The 19088-nt window shown below is 66.7% G+C and carries 12 protein-coding genes and 1 tRNA gene; 10 read left to right on the top strand and 3 right to left on the bottom strand.

Annotation, left to right across the window (positions count from 1 at the left end):
- Positions 1 to 3 precede the first annotated feature (3 nt).
- Positions 4 to 1743 carry a M1 family metallopeptidase gene (locus ASE72_RS01675; RefSeq protein WP_235532188.1) on the bottom strand — a complete coding sequence of 580 codons (1740 nt, stop codon included), beginning with the start codon at positions 1741 to 1743 and terminating at the stop codon, positions 4 to 6.
- A gap of 181 nt (positions 1744 to 1924) precedes the next feature.
- Between ASE72_RS01675 and lon the strand changes: the two genes are divergently transcribed.
- From lon to ahpF, 5 genes are all read left to right on the top strand, one after another.
- Positions 1925 to 4318, top strand: a complete 2394-nt coding sequence (gene lon / locus ASE72_RS01670; protein ID WP_056015838.1) for an endopeptidase La — start codon at positions 1925 to 1927, stop codon at positions 4316 to 4318.
- Between the two features lie 238 nt (positions 4319 to 4556).
- Complete coding sequence (locus ASE72_RS01665) at positions 4557 to 4829, top strand: HU family DNA-binding protein (protein WP_056015835.1); 273 nt, start codon at positions 4557 to 4559, stop codon at positions 4827 to 4829.
- A 72-nt stretch (positions 4830 to 4901) separates the two neighbouring features.
- Positions 4902 to 4976 (top strand) — tRNA-Val (locus tag ASE72_RS01660).
- A 188-nt stretch (positions 4977 to 5164) separates the two neighbouring features.
- Positions 5165 to 5728 (top strand): alkyl hydroperoxide reductase subunit C, encoded by a 564-nt coding sequence (gene ahpC / locus ASE72_RS01655; protein WP_056015832.1) that lies wholly within the window; start codon positions 5165 to 5167, stop codon positions 5726 to 5728.
- 207 nt (positions 5729 to 5935) lie between these two features.
- Positions 5936 to 7519, top strand: coding sequence for an alkyl hydroperoxide reductase subunit F (gene ahpF / locus ASE72_RS01650; protein WP_056015829.1), 1584 nt, complete (start codon positions 5936 to 5938; stop codon positions 7517 to 7519).
- Between the two features lie 291 nt (positions 7520 to 7810).
- On the opposite strand, the gene ASE72_RS01640 is transcribed toward ahpF, so the two are convergent.
- Positions 7811 to 8146: a DUF6481 family protein gene (locus tag ASE72_RS01640; RefSeq protein WP_056015824.1), complete on the bottom strand. Its 336-nt coding sequence runs from the start codon at positions 8144 to 8146 to the stop codon at positions 7811 to 7813.
- Positions 8147 to 8473: 327 nt separating this feature from the next.
- Between ASE72_RS01640 and ASE72_RS01635 the strand changes: the two genes are divergently transcribed.
- The gene (locus ASE72_RS01635) at positions 8474 to 10093 is read left to right on the top strand and encodes a hypothetical protein (RefSeq protein WP_056015821.1); all 1620 of its coding nucleotides are present in this window, start codon (positions 8474 to 8476) and stop codon (positions 10091 to 10093) included.
- A 95-nt stretch (positions 10094 to 10188) separates the two neighbouring features.
- Entirely contained in the window at positions 10189 to 12981 is a 2793-nt protein-coding gene (locus tag ASE72_RS01630) for a TonB-dependent receptor domain-containing protein (RefSeq protein WP_056015818.1), read from the top strand.
- 486 nt (positions 12982 to 13467) lie between these two features.
- On the opposite strand, the gene ASE72_RS01625 is transcribed toward ASE72_RS01630, so the two are convergent.
- A complete protein-coding gene (locus tag ASE72_RS01625) occupies positions 13468 to 14184 on the bottom strand; it encodes a prolyl hydroxylase family protein (protein WP_082445721.1) in 717 nt (238 codons plus the stop codon).
- Between the two features lie 139 nt (positions 14185 to 14323).
- Between ASE72_RS01625 and ASE72_RS01620 the strand changes: the two genes are divergently transcribed.
- Genes ASE72_RS01620 through ASE72_RS01610 form a run of 3 tightly spaced genes read left to right on the top strand, consistent with a single transcriptional unit; the run spans position 14324 to position 19079 of the window.
- Positions 14324 to 15160, top strand: coding sequence for a type II secretion system protein N (locus ASE72_RS01620; protein ID WP_056015815.1), 837 nt, complete (start codon positions 14324 to 14326; stop codon positions 15158 to 15160).
- Between the two features lie 41 nt (positions 15161 to 15201).
- Positions 15202 to 17439, top strand: coding sequence for a type II secretion system secretin GspD (gene gspD, locus ASE72_RS01615; protein ID WP_056015812.1), 2238 nt, complete (start codon positions 15202 to 15204; stop codon positions 17437 to 17439).
- Positions 17436 to 19079: a GspE/PulE family protein gene (locus ASE72_RS01610; protein WP_082445720.1), complete on the top strand. Its 1644-nt coding sequence runs from the start codon at positions 17436 to 17438 to the stop codon at positions 19077 to 19079. Before gspD ends, ASE72_RS01610 begins: the two co-directional genes overlap by 4 nt.
- Positions 19080 to 19088 lie beyond the last annotated feature (9 nt).

The following is a 19088-nucleotide window of genomic DNA, read 5'->3' as shown; positions in this document are numbered from 1 at the left end:
CGGCTAGTTCCGGGGGGGCTGCGCGGCGCGCCATGCCTGGAAGGCGTCGACCTGATCGGATTGCATCAGGATGCGCGCCATCGGGTCGATGACGACGTGCGCACCGGCGGGGACGGTCAGCGTGGCGGTGCCGCCCGGCATCGGGACGATACGGGTCTGGCCGTCGACCTCGACCTCGACGGGAAGCGGGAAGCGGGTGTTGCCGGGGACCTGCCAGCGCAACGTCAGCGTGTCGGCGGTGCGCGTCTGGACCAGCCTGGGAAGCGCGGCCTGATAGAGATACACGTCGAAGAACCAGCGATAATCCTTCCCCGTCACCTGGTTCACATAGGCGATGAACTCCGGCGTGGTGCGGAACTGCGGGCGGAAATTGCCGGGCCGGGGGTCCTCGCGGCCGTATACTTCGAGCCGGAGCAGCCGCGCGAAGGCCGCGTCGCCGATCAGGTTGCGCAGCGTATGCAGCGTCCATTCGCCCCTTGTGTAGATGTCGCCACCACGACCCGGTGCCTTCTCGTAGACGTCCTCGGCGGACTGCGGCGTACCCGTCACCAGCGGCGACTTCGCCTGGATACCCGCGCGTGCGGCGAGCATCATCGCGGTGTAGCGGCCGTCGCCCTCGCGCCAGCGGCCGTAAAGCGGCTGCATATAGGCGGTGAACCCCTCGTGCAGCCAGAAGTCGTCCCAGTTGCTCGCGGTCAGCTGGTTGGCGAACCATTCATGCCCGAATTCATGCTGGAAGAGATCGTCGAAACCGTTGACGGTCTTTGCATAGGCGTTGCCATATGCGTTGATCGTCTGGTGCTCCATGCCCTTGTGCGGGGTCTCGACGACGCCGACCTTCTGGTTCGCCCAGGGATAGGGGCCGACGATGCTTTCGTAGAAGTCGAGCGTCGGCGCAAACTCGGCGAACAGCGCCTCGGCCTGCGCCTTTTCGCCTGGCAGGTACCAATAGGACATCGGAATGACGTTGCCGAAGCGGCTCTTGTAGCTGCCGCTGATCTCCTCATAGGGGCCGACGTTGAGCGCGATGCCGTAGAGCGTCGGGTCGAGCGCGCGCCAGTTCCACGTCGTGCGGCCGTCGGGGAGCGTCGTGACGCCCATGAATTTGCCGTTCGACGGCGCCTTCAGGCCCTTGGGGACGGTGATGTGCAGGTCGATGCTGTCGGGCTCGTAGGTCGGATAGTCGATGCACGGCCAGAACAGGTCGCAGCCCTCCATCTGGACCGCGGTCGCGACCCAGGGCTGACCGGCGGGCGTGCGCGACCAGACGAAGCCGCCGTCCCAGGGCGCGCGGACCGCGACGTGCGGCGTGCCCGCATAGGTGATCCGCGCGGCGACCTTGCCGCCTTTCGCGATGCGGCGCGGCAGCATGATCGTCATGCGCCCTTCGGGGTTGCGCCATGCGCCCGGCTTGAGATCGACACCGTCGATCGCGACCGCGCTGACCGGGAGATTGCGGTCGAGGTCGATCACCAGCCGGTCGGTCGTCGCGGTGGTGGTGAAACGCAGCGTCGCGACGCCGGCGATTTGCTCGCGGTCGGGAAACACCTCGATCGCGAGGTCCGCGCTGTCGAAGCGGACGCGCTTCTGCGCAGCGTCCAGGGGGCCACCCGACTGCGTGGTCTGTGCCGTCAGCGGCGGCTTGCCCGGATCCGCCAGCGCCGGGGCGGCGAGCAGGATCGCGAGACCCGCAAGCGGCGCCGTGAGAGGACGCAGGCGGACGGCGGACGGCATGCGGACCATGTGGCAGGATCTCCGGAGATTGTCGTGCCGGTGTCCTCGCTCAAACGCCGCATGGCAAGGGGCGATGGGGGAGGATCAGGGGGATGACAGGCGTCAAGATACGCGTGAGATTGATGGACGCGCGATCCGCACCATATAATGTGATGACGCGGACCTCGTTTGGTCCGGTACCGGAGCTTGCATGACCCAATATCCCGTCCTTCCCCTGCGCGACATCGTCGTTTTCCCGCACATGATCGTGCCGCTGTTCGTCGGTCGTGACAAATCGGTCGCGGCGCTCGAAGCAGCGATGGCGGCCGACAAGGAGATCTTCCTCGTCGCGCAACTCGATCCGGCCGAGGACGATCCCTCGCGCGACGACCTGTACACGATGGGCGTCACCGCGACCGTGCTCCAGCTGCTCAAGCTGCCCGACGGCACCGTCCGCGTGCTGGTCGAGGGCAAGGTCCGTGCGACGCTCGAGACGCTCGACGAGAGCGGCGATTTCCTGAAGGCCGAGGTCGCGACCGTCGCCGATGTCGAGGTAGAGGGCGCCGAGGTCACCGCGCTGATGCGATCGGTGGTCGATCAGTTCGAGAATTACGCCAAGCTCAACCGCAAGCTGCCGACCGAGACGGCGACGCAGCTGTCCGAGATCACGGACGCTGCAAAGCTGTCCGACGCGGTGGTCGCGAACATCCAGATCAAGGTCGCCGACAAGCAGGCGATGCTGATGCAGACCGATCCTGCCAAGCGCCTCGAAATGGCGTTTGCGGCGATGGAAGGCGAGCTCGGCGTCCTGCAGGTCGAGAAGAAGATCAAGAGCCGCGTCAAGCGCCAGATGGAGAAGACGCAGCGCGAATATTACCTCAACGAGCAGTTGAAGGCGATTCAGCGCGAGCTCGGCAACGAGGGCGACGAGGGTGAAGGCGACGAAATCGCCGAGCTGACTCAGAAGATCGCGACGCTCAAGATGAGCAAGGAAGCACGCTCGAAGGCGACGGCCGAACTCAAGAAGCTCAAGACGATGGCGCCGATGAGCGCCGAGGCGACCGTCGTGCGCAACTATCTCGACGTCCTGCTGGGGCTTCCCTGGGGCAAGAAGTCGAAGATCAAGAAGGACATCTCGGCGGCACAGGCGGTGCTCGACGAGGACCATTATGCGCTCGAGAAGGTCAAGGACCGGATCATCGAGTATCTGGCGGTCCAGGCGCGCACCAACAAGCTGAAGGGGCCGATCCTGTGCCTCGTCGGCCCTCCGGGCGTCGGCAAGACCTCGCTTGGCAAGTCGATCGCCAAGGCGACCGGCCGCGAGTTCATCCGGCAGTCGCTGGGCGGCGTGCGCGACGAGGCCGAGATTCGCGGGCATCGCCGTACGTATATCGGCTCGCTGCCGGGCAAGATCGTCACCAACCTGAAAAAGGCAGGGGCGTCGAACCCGCTGTTCCTGCTCGACGAGATCGACAAGCTCGGTCAGGATTTCCGTGGCGATCCCGCGTCCGCGCTGCTTGAGGTGCTTGATCCCGAGCAGAACGGCAAGTTCCAGGATCATTATCTCGAGATCGACCTCGATCTGTCCGACGTGATGTTCGTGACCACCGCGAACACGCTGAACCTGCCGCAGGCGCTGCTCGACCGGATGGAGATCATCCGTCTCGAGGGCTATACCGAGGACGAGAAGGTCGAGATCGCCGAGCGGCACCTGATCGCCAAGCAGATCGAGGCGCATGGCCTGAAGGACGGCGAGTTCATCCTGACTCAGGAGGGGCTGCGCACGCTGATCCAGCAATATACCCGCGAGGCGGGCGTGCGGACGCTCGAGCGCGAGATCGCCAAGCTCGCGCGCAAGGCGCTGCGCCGGATCCTCGAGGGCAAGGCGACGAGCGTGACGATCACCCCCGACAACATTGCCGAGTTCGCGGGCGTGCAGAAATACCGCCACGGCCTGTCCGAGACGGAGAACCAGATCGGCGCGGTCACCGGGCTCGCCTGGACCGAGGTCGGTGGCGAATTGCTGACGATCGAGAGCGTCACCGTGTCGGGCAAGGGCGCGGCGAAGCTGACGGGCACGCTCGGCGACGTGATGAAGGAGTCGATCGAAACCGCGTTCAGCTACGTCAAGGCGCGCGCGCCGAGCTATGGCATCAAGCCGTCGCTGTTCAACCGCAAGGACATCCACATCCATCTGCCCGAGGGCGCCACGCCCAAGGACGGGCCGTCGGCGGGTGTCGGGATCGTGACGTCGATCGTGTCGACGATGACCGGCGTGCCCGTGCGGCGCGAGGTCGCGATGACCGGCGAGGTGACGCTGCGTGGCCGCGTGCTGCCGATCGGCGGGTTGAAGGAGAAGCTGCTCGCGGCGCTGCGTGGCGGCATCGAGACGGTGCTGATCCCGCAGGAGAACGAGAAGGACCTTGCCGACATCCCAGCGAACATCAAGGAAGGGCTGAAGATCATCCCCGTCAGCCATGTCGACGAGGTGCTCCGCCTCGCGCTGACCGAGCCGCTCGAGGCGATCGAGTGGACCGATGCGGACGAACTGGCGGCGCTGCCTCCTGCGCCGATCCCCCCGGTGGGGGCCACGCTGCACCACTGAGCGTGATGTGCCGCCGATCCCGCCGTCCGCATGGGGCGGCGGCGGGATAGGGGCGTTCAGCGCTCCCGATCCGCGATCGATCGCGTGTAAATGCTGGGCTCGGCACGGGAAACAGCCGTGCCGAGAGCTTTGTGCGGCGGATTAATTTGACAGCGGACCGGCTGGCCGGGTTACTGCCGGGGAAGCATGGTCGCGATCCGGTCGCGAGCGATTCGATAGTCTCTGGGGGATTAAGAGTATGAACAAGCAGGAACTGATCGCTACGGTCGCCGATACGTCCGGACTGGTGAAGGGCGATGCGACCAAGGCGGTCGAAGCCGTATTCGACGCGATCTCCGCGTCGCTCAAAAAGGGTGAAGAGGTCCGTCTCGTCGGATTTGGCACCTTCTCGATCTCGAAGCGCAAGGCCTCGACCGGACGCAATCCGCGTACCGGCGAGCCGATGACGATCAAGGCATCGACCCAGCCCAAGTTCAAGGCGGGCAAGGGGCTGAAGGATTCGGTCAACTGATCGGGCGATCATGACGAGAGGGCTGGACAGCGCGGGCGGCCGCGCTTAAAGGCCCGCTTCCGAACGAGTTTCGGGCGCGTAGCTCAGCGGTAGAGCACACCCTTCACACGGGTGGGGTCACAGGTTCAATCCCTGTCGCGCCCACCAGATTTACGCCGGTCCTCTCCATTGCGAGCGGGCCGGCGTTTCTGTTTCTACAGGTGTTTTAGTGCCTTAGTCGATCTTTGATGCCTCTGTGATCGACTGCGTGATTGTAATAGATCGGCATTCTACATTTCACGCTGCGCCGCAGCATCCCATATATGATGCGTCGCACAAATTTGAGGAGCTACCCCATGTCGATCATCGGCACCCAGCTGAAGCCGTTCACCACCCAGGCGTATCGCCAGGGCAAGTTCATCGAGGTGTCGGACGCCGACGTCACGGGCAAGTGGGCGGTCTTCTTCTTCTACCCGGCCGATTTCACGTTCGTCTGCCCGACCGAGCTCGAGGATCTGGCCGACAATTATGCAGCGTTCCAGAAGATGGGCGTCGAGGTCTACAGCGTGTCGACCGACACCCACTTCTCGCACAAGGCCTGGCACGACACGTCGCCGGCGATCGGCAAGATCGATTACACGATGCTGGGCGACCCGTCGGGCACCATCACGCGCAACTTCGACGTGATGCGCGAGGGCCAGGGCCTAGCCGATCGCGGTACGTTCGTCGTCGATCCGCAGGGCGTGATCCAGCTGATGGAAATCACCTCGGAAGGCGTCGGTCGCAACGCGATGGAGCTGCTGCGCAAGGTCAAGGCCGCACAGTATATCGCAGCGCACCCTGGCGAGGTCTGCCCCGCCAAGTGGGAAGAGGGTCAGACCACGCTCGCCCCGTCGCTCGACCTCGTCGGCAAGATCTGAGCCACTGACGGAGCCAGTCGCCCGGCTTCGTCACCAAAGGGGAAGGGGTTCGCGCCTTCCCCGGCCTGCCGGACTTCGGTTCGGCAGCCACCCTGCCGCATGACCCTCGGTGTCGTGCGGCACGGTGGACCCCGGACCCGGTCCGGGGTGACGATTTTCGCGACGGCAGCCTGCCGCGCGTTCCTTTTGACCGACAGGAGAGCGTCCGTGCTCGATGTGAACCTTACCGCGCAGCTCAAGACCTATCTGGCGAACATCGTCCAGCCGATCGAACTCGTTGCCTCGCTCGACGACGGCGCGAAGTCGCGCGAGCTCGAGGGCCTGCTGACCGAGATCGCGGCGCTGTCCGATTCGGTGTCGATGGTCCGCAAGGATGACGACAAGCGTCGCCCGTCCTTCATGATCCGCCGCGCCGGGACCGATATCGGCGTGCGCTTCGCGGGCATCCCGATGGGGCATGAGTTCACGTCGCTGGTGCTCGCGTTGCTTCAGGTCGGCGGGCATCCGTCAAAGCTGACGCAGGAGGTGATCGAGCAGGTCCGCGGGCTCGACGGCGATTTCGCGTTCGAGACCTATTTCTCGCTCAGCTGCCAGAACTGCCCCGAGGTGGTGCAGGCGCTGAACCTGATGAGCGTGATCAACCCGCGGATCAGCCATGTCGCGATCGAGGGCGGCGTCTTCCAGGACGAGGTCACCAGCCGCAACATCCTGTCGGTGCCGGCGATCTTCCTCAACGGCGAGCCGTTCGCGCAAGGCCGGATGAGCGTCGAGCAGGTCGTCGCCAAGCTCGACACGGGCAGCACCGCGCGCGCCGCCGAGAAGATCGCGGGCAAGGATCCGTTCGACGTGCTCGTCGTCGGTGGCGGCCCCGCGGGTGCGGCGGCGGCGATCTACGCCGCGCGCAAGGGCATCCGCACCGGCATCGCGGCCGAGCGGTTCGGCGGACAGGTGCTCGACACGATGTCGATCGAGAATTTCATCTCGGTCGCGCATACCGAGGGGCCCAAGCTCGTCGCGCACATGGAGCAGCATGTCGCCGAATATGGCGTCGACGTGATGAACCTGCAGACCGCGAGCAAGCTGATCCCGGCCACGCAGGTCGGTGGCCTGCACGAGGTGCAGCTGGCGAGCGGCGCGTCGCTCAAGGCACGCACCGTGATCCTGTCGACCGGTGCACGCTGGCGCCAGATGAACGTGCCGGGCGAGGAGGCGTATCGCAACACGGGCGTGACCTACTGCCCGCATTGCGACGGCCCGCTGTTCAAGGGCAAGCGCGTCGCGGTGATCGGCGGCGGCAATAGCGGCGTCGAGGCGGCGATCGATCTTGCGGGCCTCGTCGCGCATGTCACGCTGATCGAGTTCGACAGCGACCTGCGCGCAGACGCGGTGCTCCAGCGCAAGCTCGCCAGCCTGCCCAACGTCAAGGTCGTCACCTCGGCGATGACCACCGAAGTGCTCGGCGACGGCAAGCAGGTGACGGGGCTGAGCTACAAGGACCGCAACCACGACACGGTGCATCAGGTCGAGCTCGAGGGGATCTTCGTCCAGATCGGGCTGGTGCCCAACACCGAATGGCTGACCGACACCGTCGCGCTGACGATGCGCGGCGAGATCGAGGTCGATCACCGCGGCGAAACGTCGATCCCCGGCGTGTTCGCGGGCGGCGACGTGACGACCGTGCCGTTCAAGCAGATCGTGATCGCGATGGGCGAGGGGTCGAAGGCGGCGCTGGCGGCGTTCGATTACATGATCCGGCTGGCGCCCGAAGAGCAGGACGCGCTCGCCGCCTGAGGGGGGCGCGGCTTCACCCCCTCCGTCATCCCGGACTTGATCCGGGACCCAGGGTTACGGGCGGGGGCGTTCGTGGCTCTGGATCCTGACTTTCGTCAGGATGACGGGGCGTTTGTGGAATGCGCCTCTCCCGCTTCCGTCATCCTGGACTTGATCCAGGATCCAGAGTTGCGGGCGGGGGCGTTCGTGGCTCTGGGTCCTGACTTTCGTCAGGATGACGGTGAGGGATGGCCGTGACCGGACATCCCGGCACCACAAAAGAAAACGGCCGGGGGTTACCCGGCCGTTTCGTTACTTCTTCTTGGCTTTGCGCGCCGCGTATTTGGCGTCGCGGAGCGCTTTCTTGTCGGCGTCGGACATTTGCGACTTGGCTTCGGCTTCGAGCGCGCGCGCTGCGGCTTCGGCGGCGGCGGCCTTTTTGGCGGCCTTGGCCTCCTCCTCGGCATCGCGCTTGGCCTGGCGCTTGGCGCGCTCGGCTTCCTCCTTGGCGGCGCGGGCGGCGGCGCGCTCGGCGACAACCGCGGGATCGATCGCAGGCTTGGCGCGCAATTTCTCCAGCGCCTTCAGCTTCGCGTCGTTCGCGGAGGCAGTACGTTCCTGAAAACCGGGGTCCTTGAAAGAGGCCATACTCGTCGAAAATTCCTGTAATCGCGGTGAAATCCGCGGGATTGCCCGGATCCGGGCCGTGCTTGCGTCCGTGGTCCTTAAATCATTGTGCCGCGCAGCGAAAGCCGGGTGATTCGTTTGGGATTGCGCCGCGCCAACTAATCTGCCGCAAGAACCGCTTAGCGCGCATCGCCCGCGTCGAGCGTCACAGCACTGCAATATTACAGTCATTCAACCGTCACCAAAACCGCATCGCACTGTCATCTGTGCCGCCTAACCGCGGTCTCGAGATCGGCAGGGGGACCCGAGTCGATCCACGCAATCAATGATCGACCGGGAGTTCCGTGAATGACCAGCTTCAAGCGCATCGGCCTTATCCTGCTGACGAGCACCGCCTGTGCGGCGCTCTCGGCGTGCGGAGGCGCGGACAGCGTCGCGTCGCCGGGCGCAGGCTCGGTCATCATCAACCCGCCGGCGGTAACGCCGACGCCCACGCCGACCCCGACGCCCACGCCGACCGCGATCACCGCGGCGCAGTTCGCGGCCGTCACCCCGGTCAACGGCATCTCGGTCACCGCGGACGAACAGCTCGCGATCGTCAACGCCGGCACCAACAACAACGTCAGCGGCGTCAGCAACACGCTCAACGGCATCTACCCGGTCGCCGCGACCTCGCTGACCACCGCGATGGACCCGTCGACGCTCAACAGCTTCTTCACCAGCACCAACTATGTCGGCGCGCTCAACGGCCCGACCGACACCGCGTTCCAGGGCTGGACCTGCAACTCAACCTCGGCCGAATTCGGCGGCGCGGGCGCACGCTGCACCGCAGTGCCCTCGGTCGGCGCGGTCACCGCGGCGAGCGTCTGCCCGACCGGCACGACCGATGACGGCTTGGTTGCGACGTTCCGCGCGTGCCGCCTGCCGACGGTAATCAGCGGTACGCTCAACCTGCCGAAGATCGCGGGCGTCTTCTATCGCCTGCGCGGCCAGACCGAGGTCGGCACCGACGTCGGCACGACCGGCGCGGATAACAATGCGATCCTCAACATCGAGGCGGGCGTCGTGATCGCGGCGGATTCGAGCGAGACGACCAACGACCTGCTGATCGTCAACCGCGGGTCGAAGATCAACGCGGTGGGTACCGCGACCTCACCGATCGTCTTCACCTCGCAGCAGAACCTCGCGACGAACGGCGTCAGCGATGCGACGCAGGGGCAGTGGGGCGGGATCATCCTGCTCGGCCGCGCACCGATCGCGGTCTGCGCCACCGGGACGGGCCCGAACAACGCCGCAGGCGGCAGCGCGACCTGCCAGCAGGCGATCGAGGGCGTCACGGGTCGCTTCTATGGCGGCCCGACCGCCAACGACAGCAGCGGCACGATGCAGTTCGTCCAGATCCGCTACAGCGGCATCGCTATCAGCGACGGCAACGAGCTGCAGGGCCTGACGCTCGGCGGCACTGGGTCGGGCACCGTGCTCGACCACATCCAGAGCCATAATTCGGCGGATGACGGCGTCGAGATCTTCGGCGGCACGAGCAACCTGAAGTATATCGCGATCACCGGCGCGGACGACGACGGCTTCGATATCGACAATGGCTATCGCGGCTTCATCCAGTTCATGATCGCCGCACAGCGCACGATCGGCGCGACGGCGGATTCGTTCTCGACCGAGATCGACTCGAACAATGCCGAGGATCTGCTGCCGCGCACGTTCGGCCGCTACGCCAACTTCACCTTCATCCAGACCGCGCTGGCCCCGGCCGCAATCCGTCTGCGTGGCGGTGCGGACATGACCTTCGTCAACGGCGTGGTGAAGACTCCTGCGAACGTCGCCTGCGTCAACATGATCGCGGGCGAGCAGACGACGGGCGGCCGCACGACGGTTCGTCCGGCGGATGCGGCGCTGCAGGACGTCGGGCCGCCCGCGTTCAGCTCGATCTACTTCGCCTGCCAGGGCCGCTGAGGCGGGCGCCATCTGAATGCGCCGTGATGCCGGGGCGGTCCTTGGGGGGCCGTCCCGGCATTCGCCTATGACTTATCGAATCGGGATTACAGGCCATGTCCAAGCGCCTCGCCTACGGAACGCTCCTCCTCCTCACCTCGACGCTGGTCGCCCCGGCCGCGCTCGCCCAGACCGCGCCCGCGCCGGCCGCACCGCCGCGCCCGACGCAGACGCCCGAGGCCGACGCAGCCCAGACCAACGCCGCGACGCCGGGCACGTCCGCGCAGGAGGAGGCGACGCCGCAAGCCGGGGTCGAGGTCTCGAGCCCGGGCTATGACGCCTCGGCGGGCGAGGACATCGTCGTCGTCGGGCGCAACATCCCGAACACCGTGCGCGCGACCGCACAGATCGTCTCGGTGCTGTCGAGCGCTGACATCGCGCGGACGGGCGAGGGCGACATCGCCGGCGCGCTGTCACGCGTCACCGGGCTCAGCGTCGTCGGGAACGGGTTCGTCTATGTCCGGGGGCTGGGCGATCGCTATTCGTCGTCGCTGCTCAACGGATCGCCGCTGCCGAGCCCCGAGCCGCTGCGCCGCTCGGTCCCGCTCGACATCTTCCCGACCGCGATCGTCGGATCGGCGCTGGTCCAGAAGACCTATTCGGTGAACTATCCGGGCGAGTTCGGCGGCGGCGTGATCAACCTCACGACCAAGGCGATCCCCGAGAAGAACTTCCTGAGCGTCGGCGGTTCGATCTCGGCGGATACCGCGACGACCAGCGAGCTCGGCTACACCTATTATGGCGGCGATGCGGACTGGATCGGCTTCGACGACGGCACGCGCAAGGTGCCCGCGTTCATCAAGAACGCGCCGAACGGAACGGGACTGATCCCGACCGACCAGGTCGCGCAGCTCAGCAACGCGAGCACGACCCTGCTCCAGCGCAACAACCAGCTGCCGGCGAACTGGTCCGGGGAGATCAGCGGCGGGTCGGTGTTCAATTTCGGCTCGGACCGGCTGGGCGTCATCGCGTCGCTGAGCGCGAGCAACACGTTCCGCACGCGATCGTCGACCCAGCAGGATTCGGTGTCGACCGACGGTACGCTGCGCAACGACTTCCAGACGCTGCTGACCGACAACCGGATCGTCACCAACGCGCTGATCGGGCTCGGCTATGAATTCGGGCCGAACACGATCCGTTCGACCACGGTCTACATCCACGACACGCTGAAGCAGGCGCGCGGATCGTCCGCGCTGGTCTACAACAATTCGAGCGGTCTGCGTTTCCAGCAGAACACCAACTGGTTCGAACGCCAGCTGTTCGAGAGCCAGCTGGTCGGCGAGTTCAAGCTGACCGACGCGCTGAAATTCGACGCGCGCGGCGCCTATGCCAATTCGAAGCGCAACGCGCCGTACGAGCGGCAGTTCGACTATCTCTGCTCGGCGACGACGACGACCGGCCTGCCGATCAGCGTCGAGGCGCCCAACGGCTCCGACGGCGCGCAGTGCAACGGCGCGTACCAGGTGACGCAGCGTTTCACGCCGTTCGCTTCGATCATCTTCAGCGACCTGAACGAGGATCTGTACACGGGGCAGGGCGACCTGTCGTACAAGCTCGACACCGAGCGGCCGATGACGCTGTCGACGGGCTATTTCTATTCGGACACGACGCGCAATTCGACGCGCCTCCAGTTCAATTACCAGACCGCCGCGGGCGGCGGTACCGCGCCTGGCTATCCGTACAATCTGTTGCGGCCCGACTATCTGCTCGGGATCGATTCGCTCAACGCGAACCAGATCCAGCTGCAGTTCAACACGCCGCTCGGCGCCTATGCCTATGATGCGTCGCTGCGCATCCATGCGGGCTATGTGCAGGCCGAGGCGGAAGCCACCGACGGCGTCCGCGCGACGATCGGCGTGCGCTACGAGACCGCCGACGAACGCGTGACGCCGATCGGCACGACGACGACGCGGCTGAAGAATGATTATTTCCTGCCCGCCGCGACGCTTACCTATAATTTCGCGAGCAACATGCAGCTGCGCGCGAGCGCGTCGAAGACGATCTCGCGTCCGCAGTTCCGCGAGCTCGCACCGCAGCAGTTCCGCGATCCCGAATCGGATCGGCTGTTCTTCGGCAACCCGTTGTTGAAGGACTCGGAGCTCTACAATCTCGAGGGCCGCTACGAGTGGTTCTTCGCGCGCGACCAGCGCTTCACGCTCGGCGGTTTCTACAAGGAGATCAAGAACCCGGTCGAGCAGGTCGGCTTCTACACCGGCGCGGACGACCGGTTGCAGACCGGCTTCACCAACCTGCCCGAGGCGACGCTCTATGGCGCCGAGGTCGAGCTCCAGAAATATTTCGACCTCGATTTCCTCAATTCGGACTTCTTCGCGACGCGGCGCGCGCTGTTCATCGCCAACTACACCTATTCGAAGTCGTCGATCACCGCGGACGATAGCTGTGTCCCGAACGTGCTCAACCAGACGCTCGGCGGGTGTCAGGCGGGCTTCGGTCCGGCCGCGCTCCAGTTCCGCGACGGCGCGTCGCTGACCGGGCAGTCGGATCACCTCGTCAACGTCCAGGTCGGGCTCGAGGATACGGCGTCGCTGTCGCAGGTCACGGTGCTGTTCAACTATGCGAGCAACCGCGTGACCAATCGCGGGCCGTCGAACCTCAGCGGCGTCGGGTTCCAGCCCGACATCGTCGAGAAGCCCGGTATCCGCCTCGACGTCGTTGCGCGGCAGGGCTTCGACCTCGTCGGCGGGCGCTGGGAGCTCAAGGCCGAGGCGCGCAACCTGACGGGCACGCGGTTCCAGGAGGGGCAGACCTTCGACAACGGCGCGCAGGTGTTCATCAACCGGTATAATCTCGGGCGGGTGTTCACGCTGGGACTGAGCACGACGTTCTGAGGCCGGCTGAGGTCGGGACGAGCCGGGGGGCTACCCCCGGCCCGTCATCCCAGCGAAAGCTGGGATCCAGAGTTGCAGAGCACGGCGCTGTTTGGCTCTGGATCCTGGGTCGAGCCCAGGATGACGGAATTGGGGTGGTGAGCAGCGCGCCGGCCTCCCGCCCCGTCATCCCAGCGAAGGCTGGGATCCAGAGTTGCAGAGGACGGCGCTGTTTGGCTCTGGATCCTGGGGTGAGCCCAGGATGACGGGGTGGGTGAGGTGAGCAGTGCGCCGCCCCCGTTCTCCGTCATCCCAGCGAAGGCTGGGATCCAGGGTTGCAGAGGACGGCGCTGTTTGGCTCTGGATCCTGGGTCGAGCCCAGGATGACGGGGTGGGTGGGGTCAGCTGCGCGCCAGCCTCCTTCCCCGTCATTCCAGCGGAGGCCTAGGATCCAGGGTTGCAGAGGACGGCGCTGTTTGGTTCTGGAGCCCGGGATGACGGGGGTGGCTACCCCCAGGGCCGTTCGCGGTACCATTTGGTGATGACGTATTTGACGCCGCTGCGGACCTTCATGCCGTGGTGGAGCGTCGCCGGGTTGGGCGTGCCGTCGGGGCGGCGGTTGTTCCAGGCAAGCAGCTTGCCGGTCTCGGGCTGGACGATCTTGTCGATCGCCTTGAACCGCGTCGCGCCGCCCGCCTCGGGCTGGTTCAGATAGACCATCACGGTCCAGGTGCGATTGCCGGCAACGCTGCAATAGCGGTCATAGTCGATGCCGGTCGGCTCGAAATAATCCGTATGGCCCTTGAACTCCTGCCCGACCGCATAACGCTGTCCCTGCAGCGGCTCGCCGTAGATCCCGTCGAGACCGGTCAGCGTGGCGATATGCGCCTCGACCTCGAGCACGACGGGGTCGGCGGGGTCGAGATCGCCCGTCTCGCTGGTTCGGTAGCTTGCGTCGCCGTTCGAATCCGAGATCGTCGAGGGGCGGCGGACGTCGTCGATCCGCTCGATCAACGCGGCGCATAGCGCGGGCGACAGGAATCCGCGTCTGAGGAACAGCGTCAGCTTGGGGCTCGGTACGCGCTGGACGCCGGGCGCCGCCGTCAGACGCGCGACGATCGGCGCGGCGGCAAGGCCGCTGCCGAGCAGGAGCGTATCCGTCGGGGCCGGATTGGGCGGGACCGGGTTGGGTGGAGTCGGGTTCGGCGGGGGAGTCTGGGCCATGGTCCTGTTTTGCCAAGCGATCCGCGGCTGCGCCAGACCAGGATTAATCTATCGGCGCCTTGACGCGTAACTGTAACATGGCATGCCTAGGCGGGCAGGGGGCCTGGGTGGCCGGGGACTGTGGCGGGAGGGTTTGCAGATGCGATTGACGTTCGACGCGCGCGCGCGCCGCATCCTGCGACGATTGCCCGTGATCACGATCTATTCGGCCGCCGAACTGGCGCTGATGGCGGGGCTGGCGGTGCAGTGCGCGCGGCTGATCTGGGTCGCGGTGACACCGGTCAGCCCGCTCGGCGAATGGCGCCCGGTGCCGGTCGCGGTTGCGGGCGCGACCGCCGACATCCTGCGGGGGTTCGACCCGTTCTTCCGCCTGGGCACGCCCGCGAGCGCGGGGCCGGCAACCGTCACCGCGCTGCAACTGACATTGTTCGGGACGCGGATCGACGATGCGACGGGACGAAGTTCGGCGATCCTCGCGGGGGCCGACAGCGTCCAGCGCAGCGTCGTCGTCGGCGAGGAGATCCAGCCCGGCGTCAAGCTCAAGGCGGTCGCGTTCGATCATGTGACGATCGATCGCGGCGGCGTCGACGAGGACCTGTTCCTCGACCAGTCGGACGCGGTCGCGCCCGTGTCGCCGACGGGTGCACCCGGTGGGGCGATCGGCGGCGGCGCATCCGCGACGGGCGCCGGCATCCAGATCGGCCAGCTGCGCAGCGACATCGGCTTCATCCCGCGGATCGACGGCGGCCGTGTGAGCGGGCTGACGGTGCGATCGCAGGGATCGGGCGCGGCGTTCCGCCAGGCGGGGCTGCGCGACGGCGACGTCGTCACCTCGATCGGCGGGCGCCCCGTCAGCGGCCCCGCCGACCTCGACCGCGTCGCGACCGACTTCGCCAAGGGCGGCAACGTCCCCATCACCGTCGAGCGCGGCACCGATACGCTGCCGCTCGCCATCACGATCGCCCCTCCGCAATGACGCATTCGCCGTCCCCCGCTTCTCGAAACTCCAAGGCCGCAATGAAGAAATTGGTTCTCGCCTCGGTTCTGGCGCCCGTGCTGGCGTTCGCCGTCGCGAGCGAGGCGCGCGCGCAGACGACGCTCAACGTCCGCGATGCCGATATCCGCGCGTTCATTGCCGATGCCGCCAAGGTCACCGGGCGGACGTTCATCATCGACAACCGCGTCGCGGGCAAGGTGACCGTCGTCACCGACCGGCCGCTGACGCGGTCGGAATATTTCGAGGTGTTCCTCTCGACGCTGCGCGCCAACGGGCTGGTCGCGGTGCCGACGTCGAACGGTGCGTTCAGGGTGCAGCCGCTCGACAATGCCGCGTCGCAGCCGAGCCGGATCGGCGTCGCGGGTGCCGCGCGCAACAGCTATGTCACCGAGATCATCCGGCTGCGGTCGACCGACGCGACGAGCGCGGTCGACACGGTCCGACCGTTGGTCAGCGCGCAGGGGTCGGTCACCGCGAACCGCGGCGGCAACAGCCTGGTGGTCGTCGACTTCGCCGACAATATCCGCCGCATCCGCGAGGTGATCCGACGGATCGATACCGACAGCTCGTCGACGCGCGTCGTCGCACTGAAGAATGCAAGCGCGAAGGAGATCGCGACCGCACTGCAGGGGCTCATCGGGACGGGCACCGGCGGCGGGCAGGGCGGCGGCGCGGCTGCCACCGGGCCGAGCGCGTCAGTGGTCGCGGTCGAGGGATCGAACGCGGTCGCGCTGCGTGGCGACCCGACGACCGTCGCCAGGCTGGCGCAGGTGGCCGCCGATCTCGATCAGAAGGCGCGCAACGGGACCGAGATCAAGGTCGTCTTCCTCGAAAACGCCGATGCCGAGCAGCTGCTGCCGGTGTTGCAGGAACTGGTCGGGCAGACGCCGACCCAGCCGACCACGCAGGCGCTGTCGCGGTCGAATTTCGGCGCGAACAGCGGCAGCAACGGCGGTGGCGGATCGGGCTTTGGCGGCACGCAGCAGGCACAGGCGATCCAGCCGGTCCAGACCAGCGGCGGATCGTCGGGATCGGGGTCGGGCCAGCCGGCGATCACCGCCGCCGGGGGACGGACCGCGGCGGTCGTCACGCGCTTCGTCGGCGCCAACGCGATCGTCATCGCCGCACCCGCGGAGATCCAGCGCCAGCTTGCCGAGGTCGTCCGCCAGCTCGATACGCGGCGCGAACAGGTGCTGGTCGAGGCGATCGTCGCCGAGGTGTCGGACACGACCGCGCGGACGCTCGGCGCGCAGTTCATCGTCGGCGATCCCAGCGGCGGGGCGTTCGGCGCGTCGACCTTCTCGAACTCGGCGCCTAACATCCTGCAGATTGCGGGTGCGATCGGCGCGCGCTCGATCACGGGCAACGGCACGACGGTCGTCGCGCCCGATGGCACGCGCACGGAGACCAACACGCCCAATGCCGCCGCGGACTCGCTCGCGCAGTCGGCGATCTCGTCGATCCTCGCCGCGACGGGTGGCTTTGGCGGGTTCGGCGGCAAGATCGGCAGCACCTTCTTCGGCGCGATCATCAACGCGGTGAAGAGTGACACGACGTCGAACCTGTTGCAGGTCCCGCATCTCGTCACGCTCGACAACCAGGAGGCGCACAGCCTGGTCGGGCAGGAAATCCCGATCACGACGGGGCAGGCGCTCAGCAACAATTTCGACAACGCGTTCCGCACGACGCAGCGGCAGAATGTCGGCATCGAACTGACCGTGCGGCCGCAGGTCAATTCGAGCGGCACGGTCAAGCTCAACCTGCGCCTCGAGGTCAGCTCGATCGCGGGACCGGTGTCGAGCGACAATAGCGACCTGATCCTGAACAAGCGCGAGGTCGAGACGACGCGGACCGTCGACGACGGGCAGATCGCGGTGATCAGCGGGCTGCTCGACGACAATGAGCGGCGGACGATCGAGAAGATCCCGCTGCTCGGCGACCTGCCCGTGCTCGGGCACCTGTTCACGTCGAAGGCGAAGCAGCGCTCGAAGACCAATCTGATGATCTTCATCCGCCCGACGATCCTGCGCACCGCCGCGGACAGCCGGCGGATCACCGAGCAGCGTTACGGCTATCTGCGGTTGCAGCAGGGGCTTGCCGAGCCCGAGCGCGAACCGTCGATCGACCAGCTGGTCCGCGATTACCTCGGCGCCGCGCCGCCGATCCCGTCCGGCCCTGTGCCAGGGAGCATCGAGGACCCTCGGATCGCGGTGCCGGTGCGGACCTCGACGACGGTGTTCCGGCCGGTGAAGAAATGATTATCCGCGAGGGGCATGCGCTGGGCGACGAAAGCCCCTCTCCTTCAGGGGAGGGGTTGGGGTGGGGCGATGCCGCGAGCGTTGCCGTGCTCGGGACAGACCCCACCCCCAACCCCTCCCCTGAAGGGGAGGGGCTTGAGGTTGCGCTGCCCCAGATCACCATCCCTTATGCCTTCGCGCGCAAGTTCGGGGTCGTCGTCGACCACACCGAGACCGACTCGCAGCTGACGATCGCGATGCGTGCCGGAGCGGATCCGAAGGTGCTGCTCGAACTGCGCCGCTATCTCGGTCGCGCGTTCGATGTCGGCCTGGTCGAGGCGCCCGCGTTCGACCGGCTGCTGTCGAACGTCTATGCGATGGACGGGCAGGCCAATGCGCTGGCCGCGGTCGGGATGGGCGACGAACTCGACCTGCTTGCGGGCGACATGCCGACCGCGGAGGATCTGCTCGATACTGCGGACGATGCGCCCGCGATCCGGCTGATCAACGGGATCATCGCCGATGCGGCGCGCAACGGCGTGTCGGATATCCATATCGAGCCGTATGAAACGGGGCTCGTCGTCCGGATGCGGATCGACGGCGTGCTGCGCGAGACGCTGCGCATGCCGCCCAATGTCGCGCCGGTCGTCGTCAGCCGGATCAAGGTGATGGCGCGGCTCGACATCGCCGAGCGGCGCGTGCCGCAGGACGGCCGCATGGGGCTGACGCTGGGCGGCAAGCTGCTCGATGTGCGCGTCTCGACGCTGCCGAGCCGCGCGGGCGAACGCGTGGTGTTGCGTATCCTCGACAAGGAGAATGCCGGGATCGACCTCGAGGCGCTCGGCCTGCCGCCCGCGTTATTCGCGCTGCTCAACGAGGCGCTGAGCGAGCCCAACGGCATCATCCTCGTCACCGGGCCGACGGGGTCGGGCAAGACCACGTCGCTCTACGCCGCGCTCCGCCTGCTCAACGACGGCAGTCGCAACATCCTGACGGTCGAGGATCCGGTCGAATATGCGGTCGACGGCGTCGGCCAGACGCAGGTCAATCCGAAGGTCGGGCTGACGTTTGCGGCGGGACTGCGCGCGATCCTGCGTCAGGATCCCGACGTCGTGATGGTCGGCGAGATTCGCGACCGCGAGACCGCCGAGATCGCGGTGCAGGCGTCGCTCACCGGGCATCTCGTGCTGTCGACCGTGCATACCAACGACGCCATCGGCGCGATCACGCGGATGCGCGACATGAAGGTCGAGAGCTTCCTGCTCGCCTCGACGCTCCGCGCGGTGATCGCGCAGCGGCTGGTGCGGCGGTTGTGCCCGACCTGCCGGAAACCCGTGGCGGCGTCCGAGACGGTCGCGCCGCTGCTGGGGATCGCGCCCGATGCAGTGGTCTATGTCGCGCAAGGCTGCGACGACTGCAACCAGACGGGATACAAGGGCCGGATCGGCGTGTTCGAGGCGGTCCGCGTCGACGACACGATCCGCCGCCTGATCAACACCGACGGACATGAGTCGGCGATCACCGCGCACGCGTTCGCGCGGTCGCCGAACCTTGCCCAGTCCGCACGCGACCTCGTGCTGTCGGGACAGACGACGGCCGAGGAAGCGGTTCGCGTGTCGCGGCGCGATACGACCGAGATCGTCGACGAGCCGGCGGCGTGATGCACCCGC

Source organism: Sphingomonas sp. Leaf20 (assembly GCF_001421535.1).
Classification (GTDB): domain Bacteria; phylum Pseudomonadota; class Alphaproteobacteria; order Sphingomonadales; family Sphingomonadaceae; genus Sphingomonas.
Note: the sequence above shows the minus strand (reverse complement) of the source record. Positions and strands in the feature narration are given on the sequence as shown.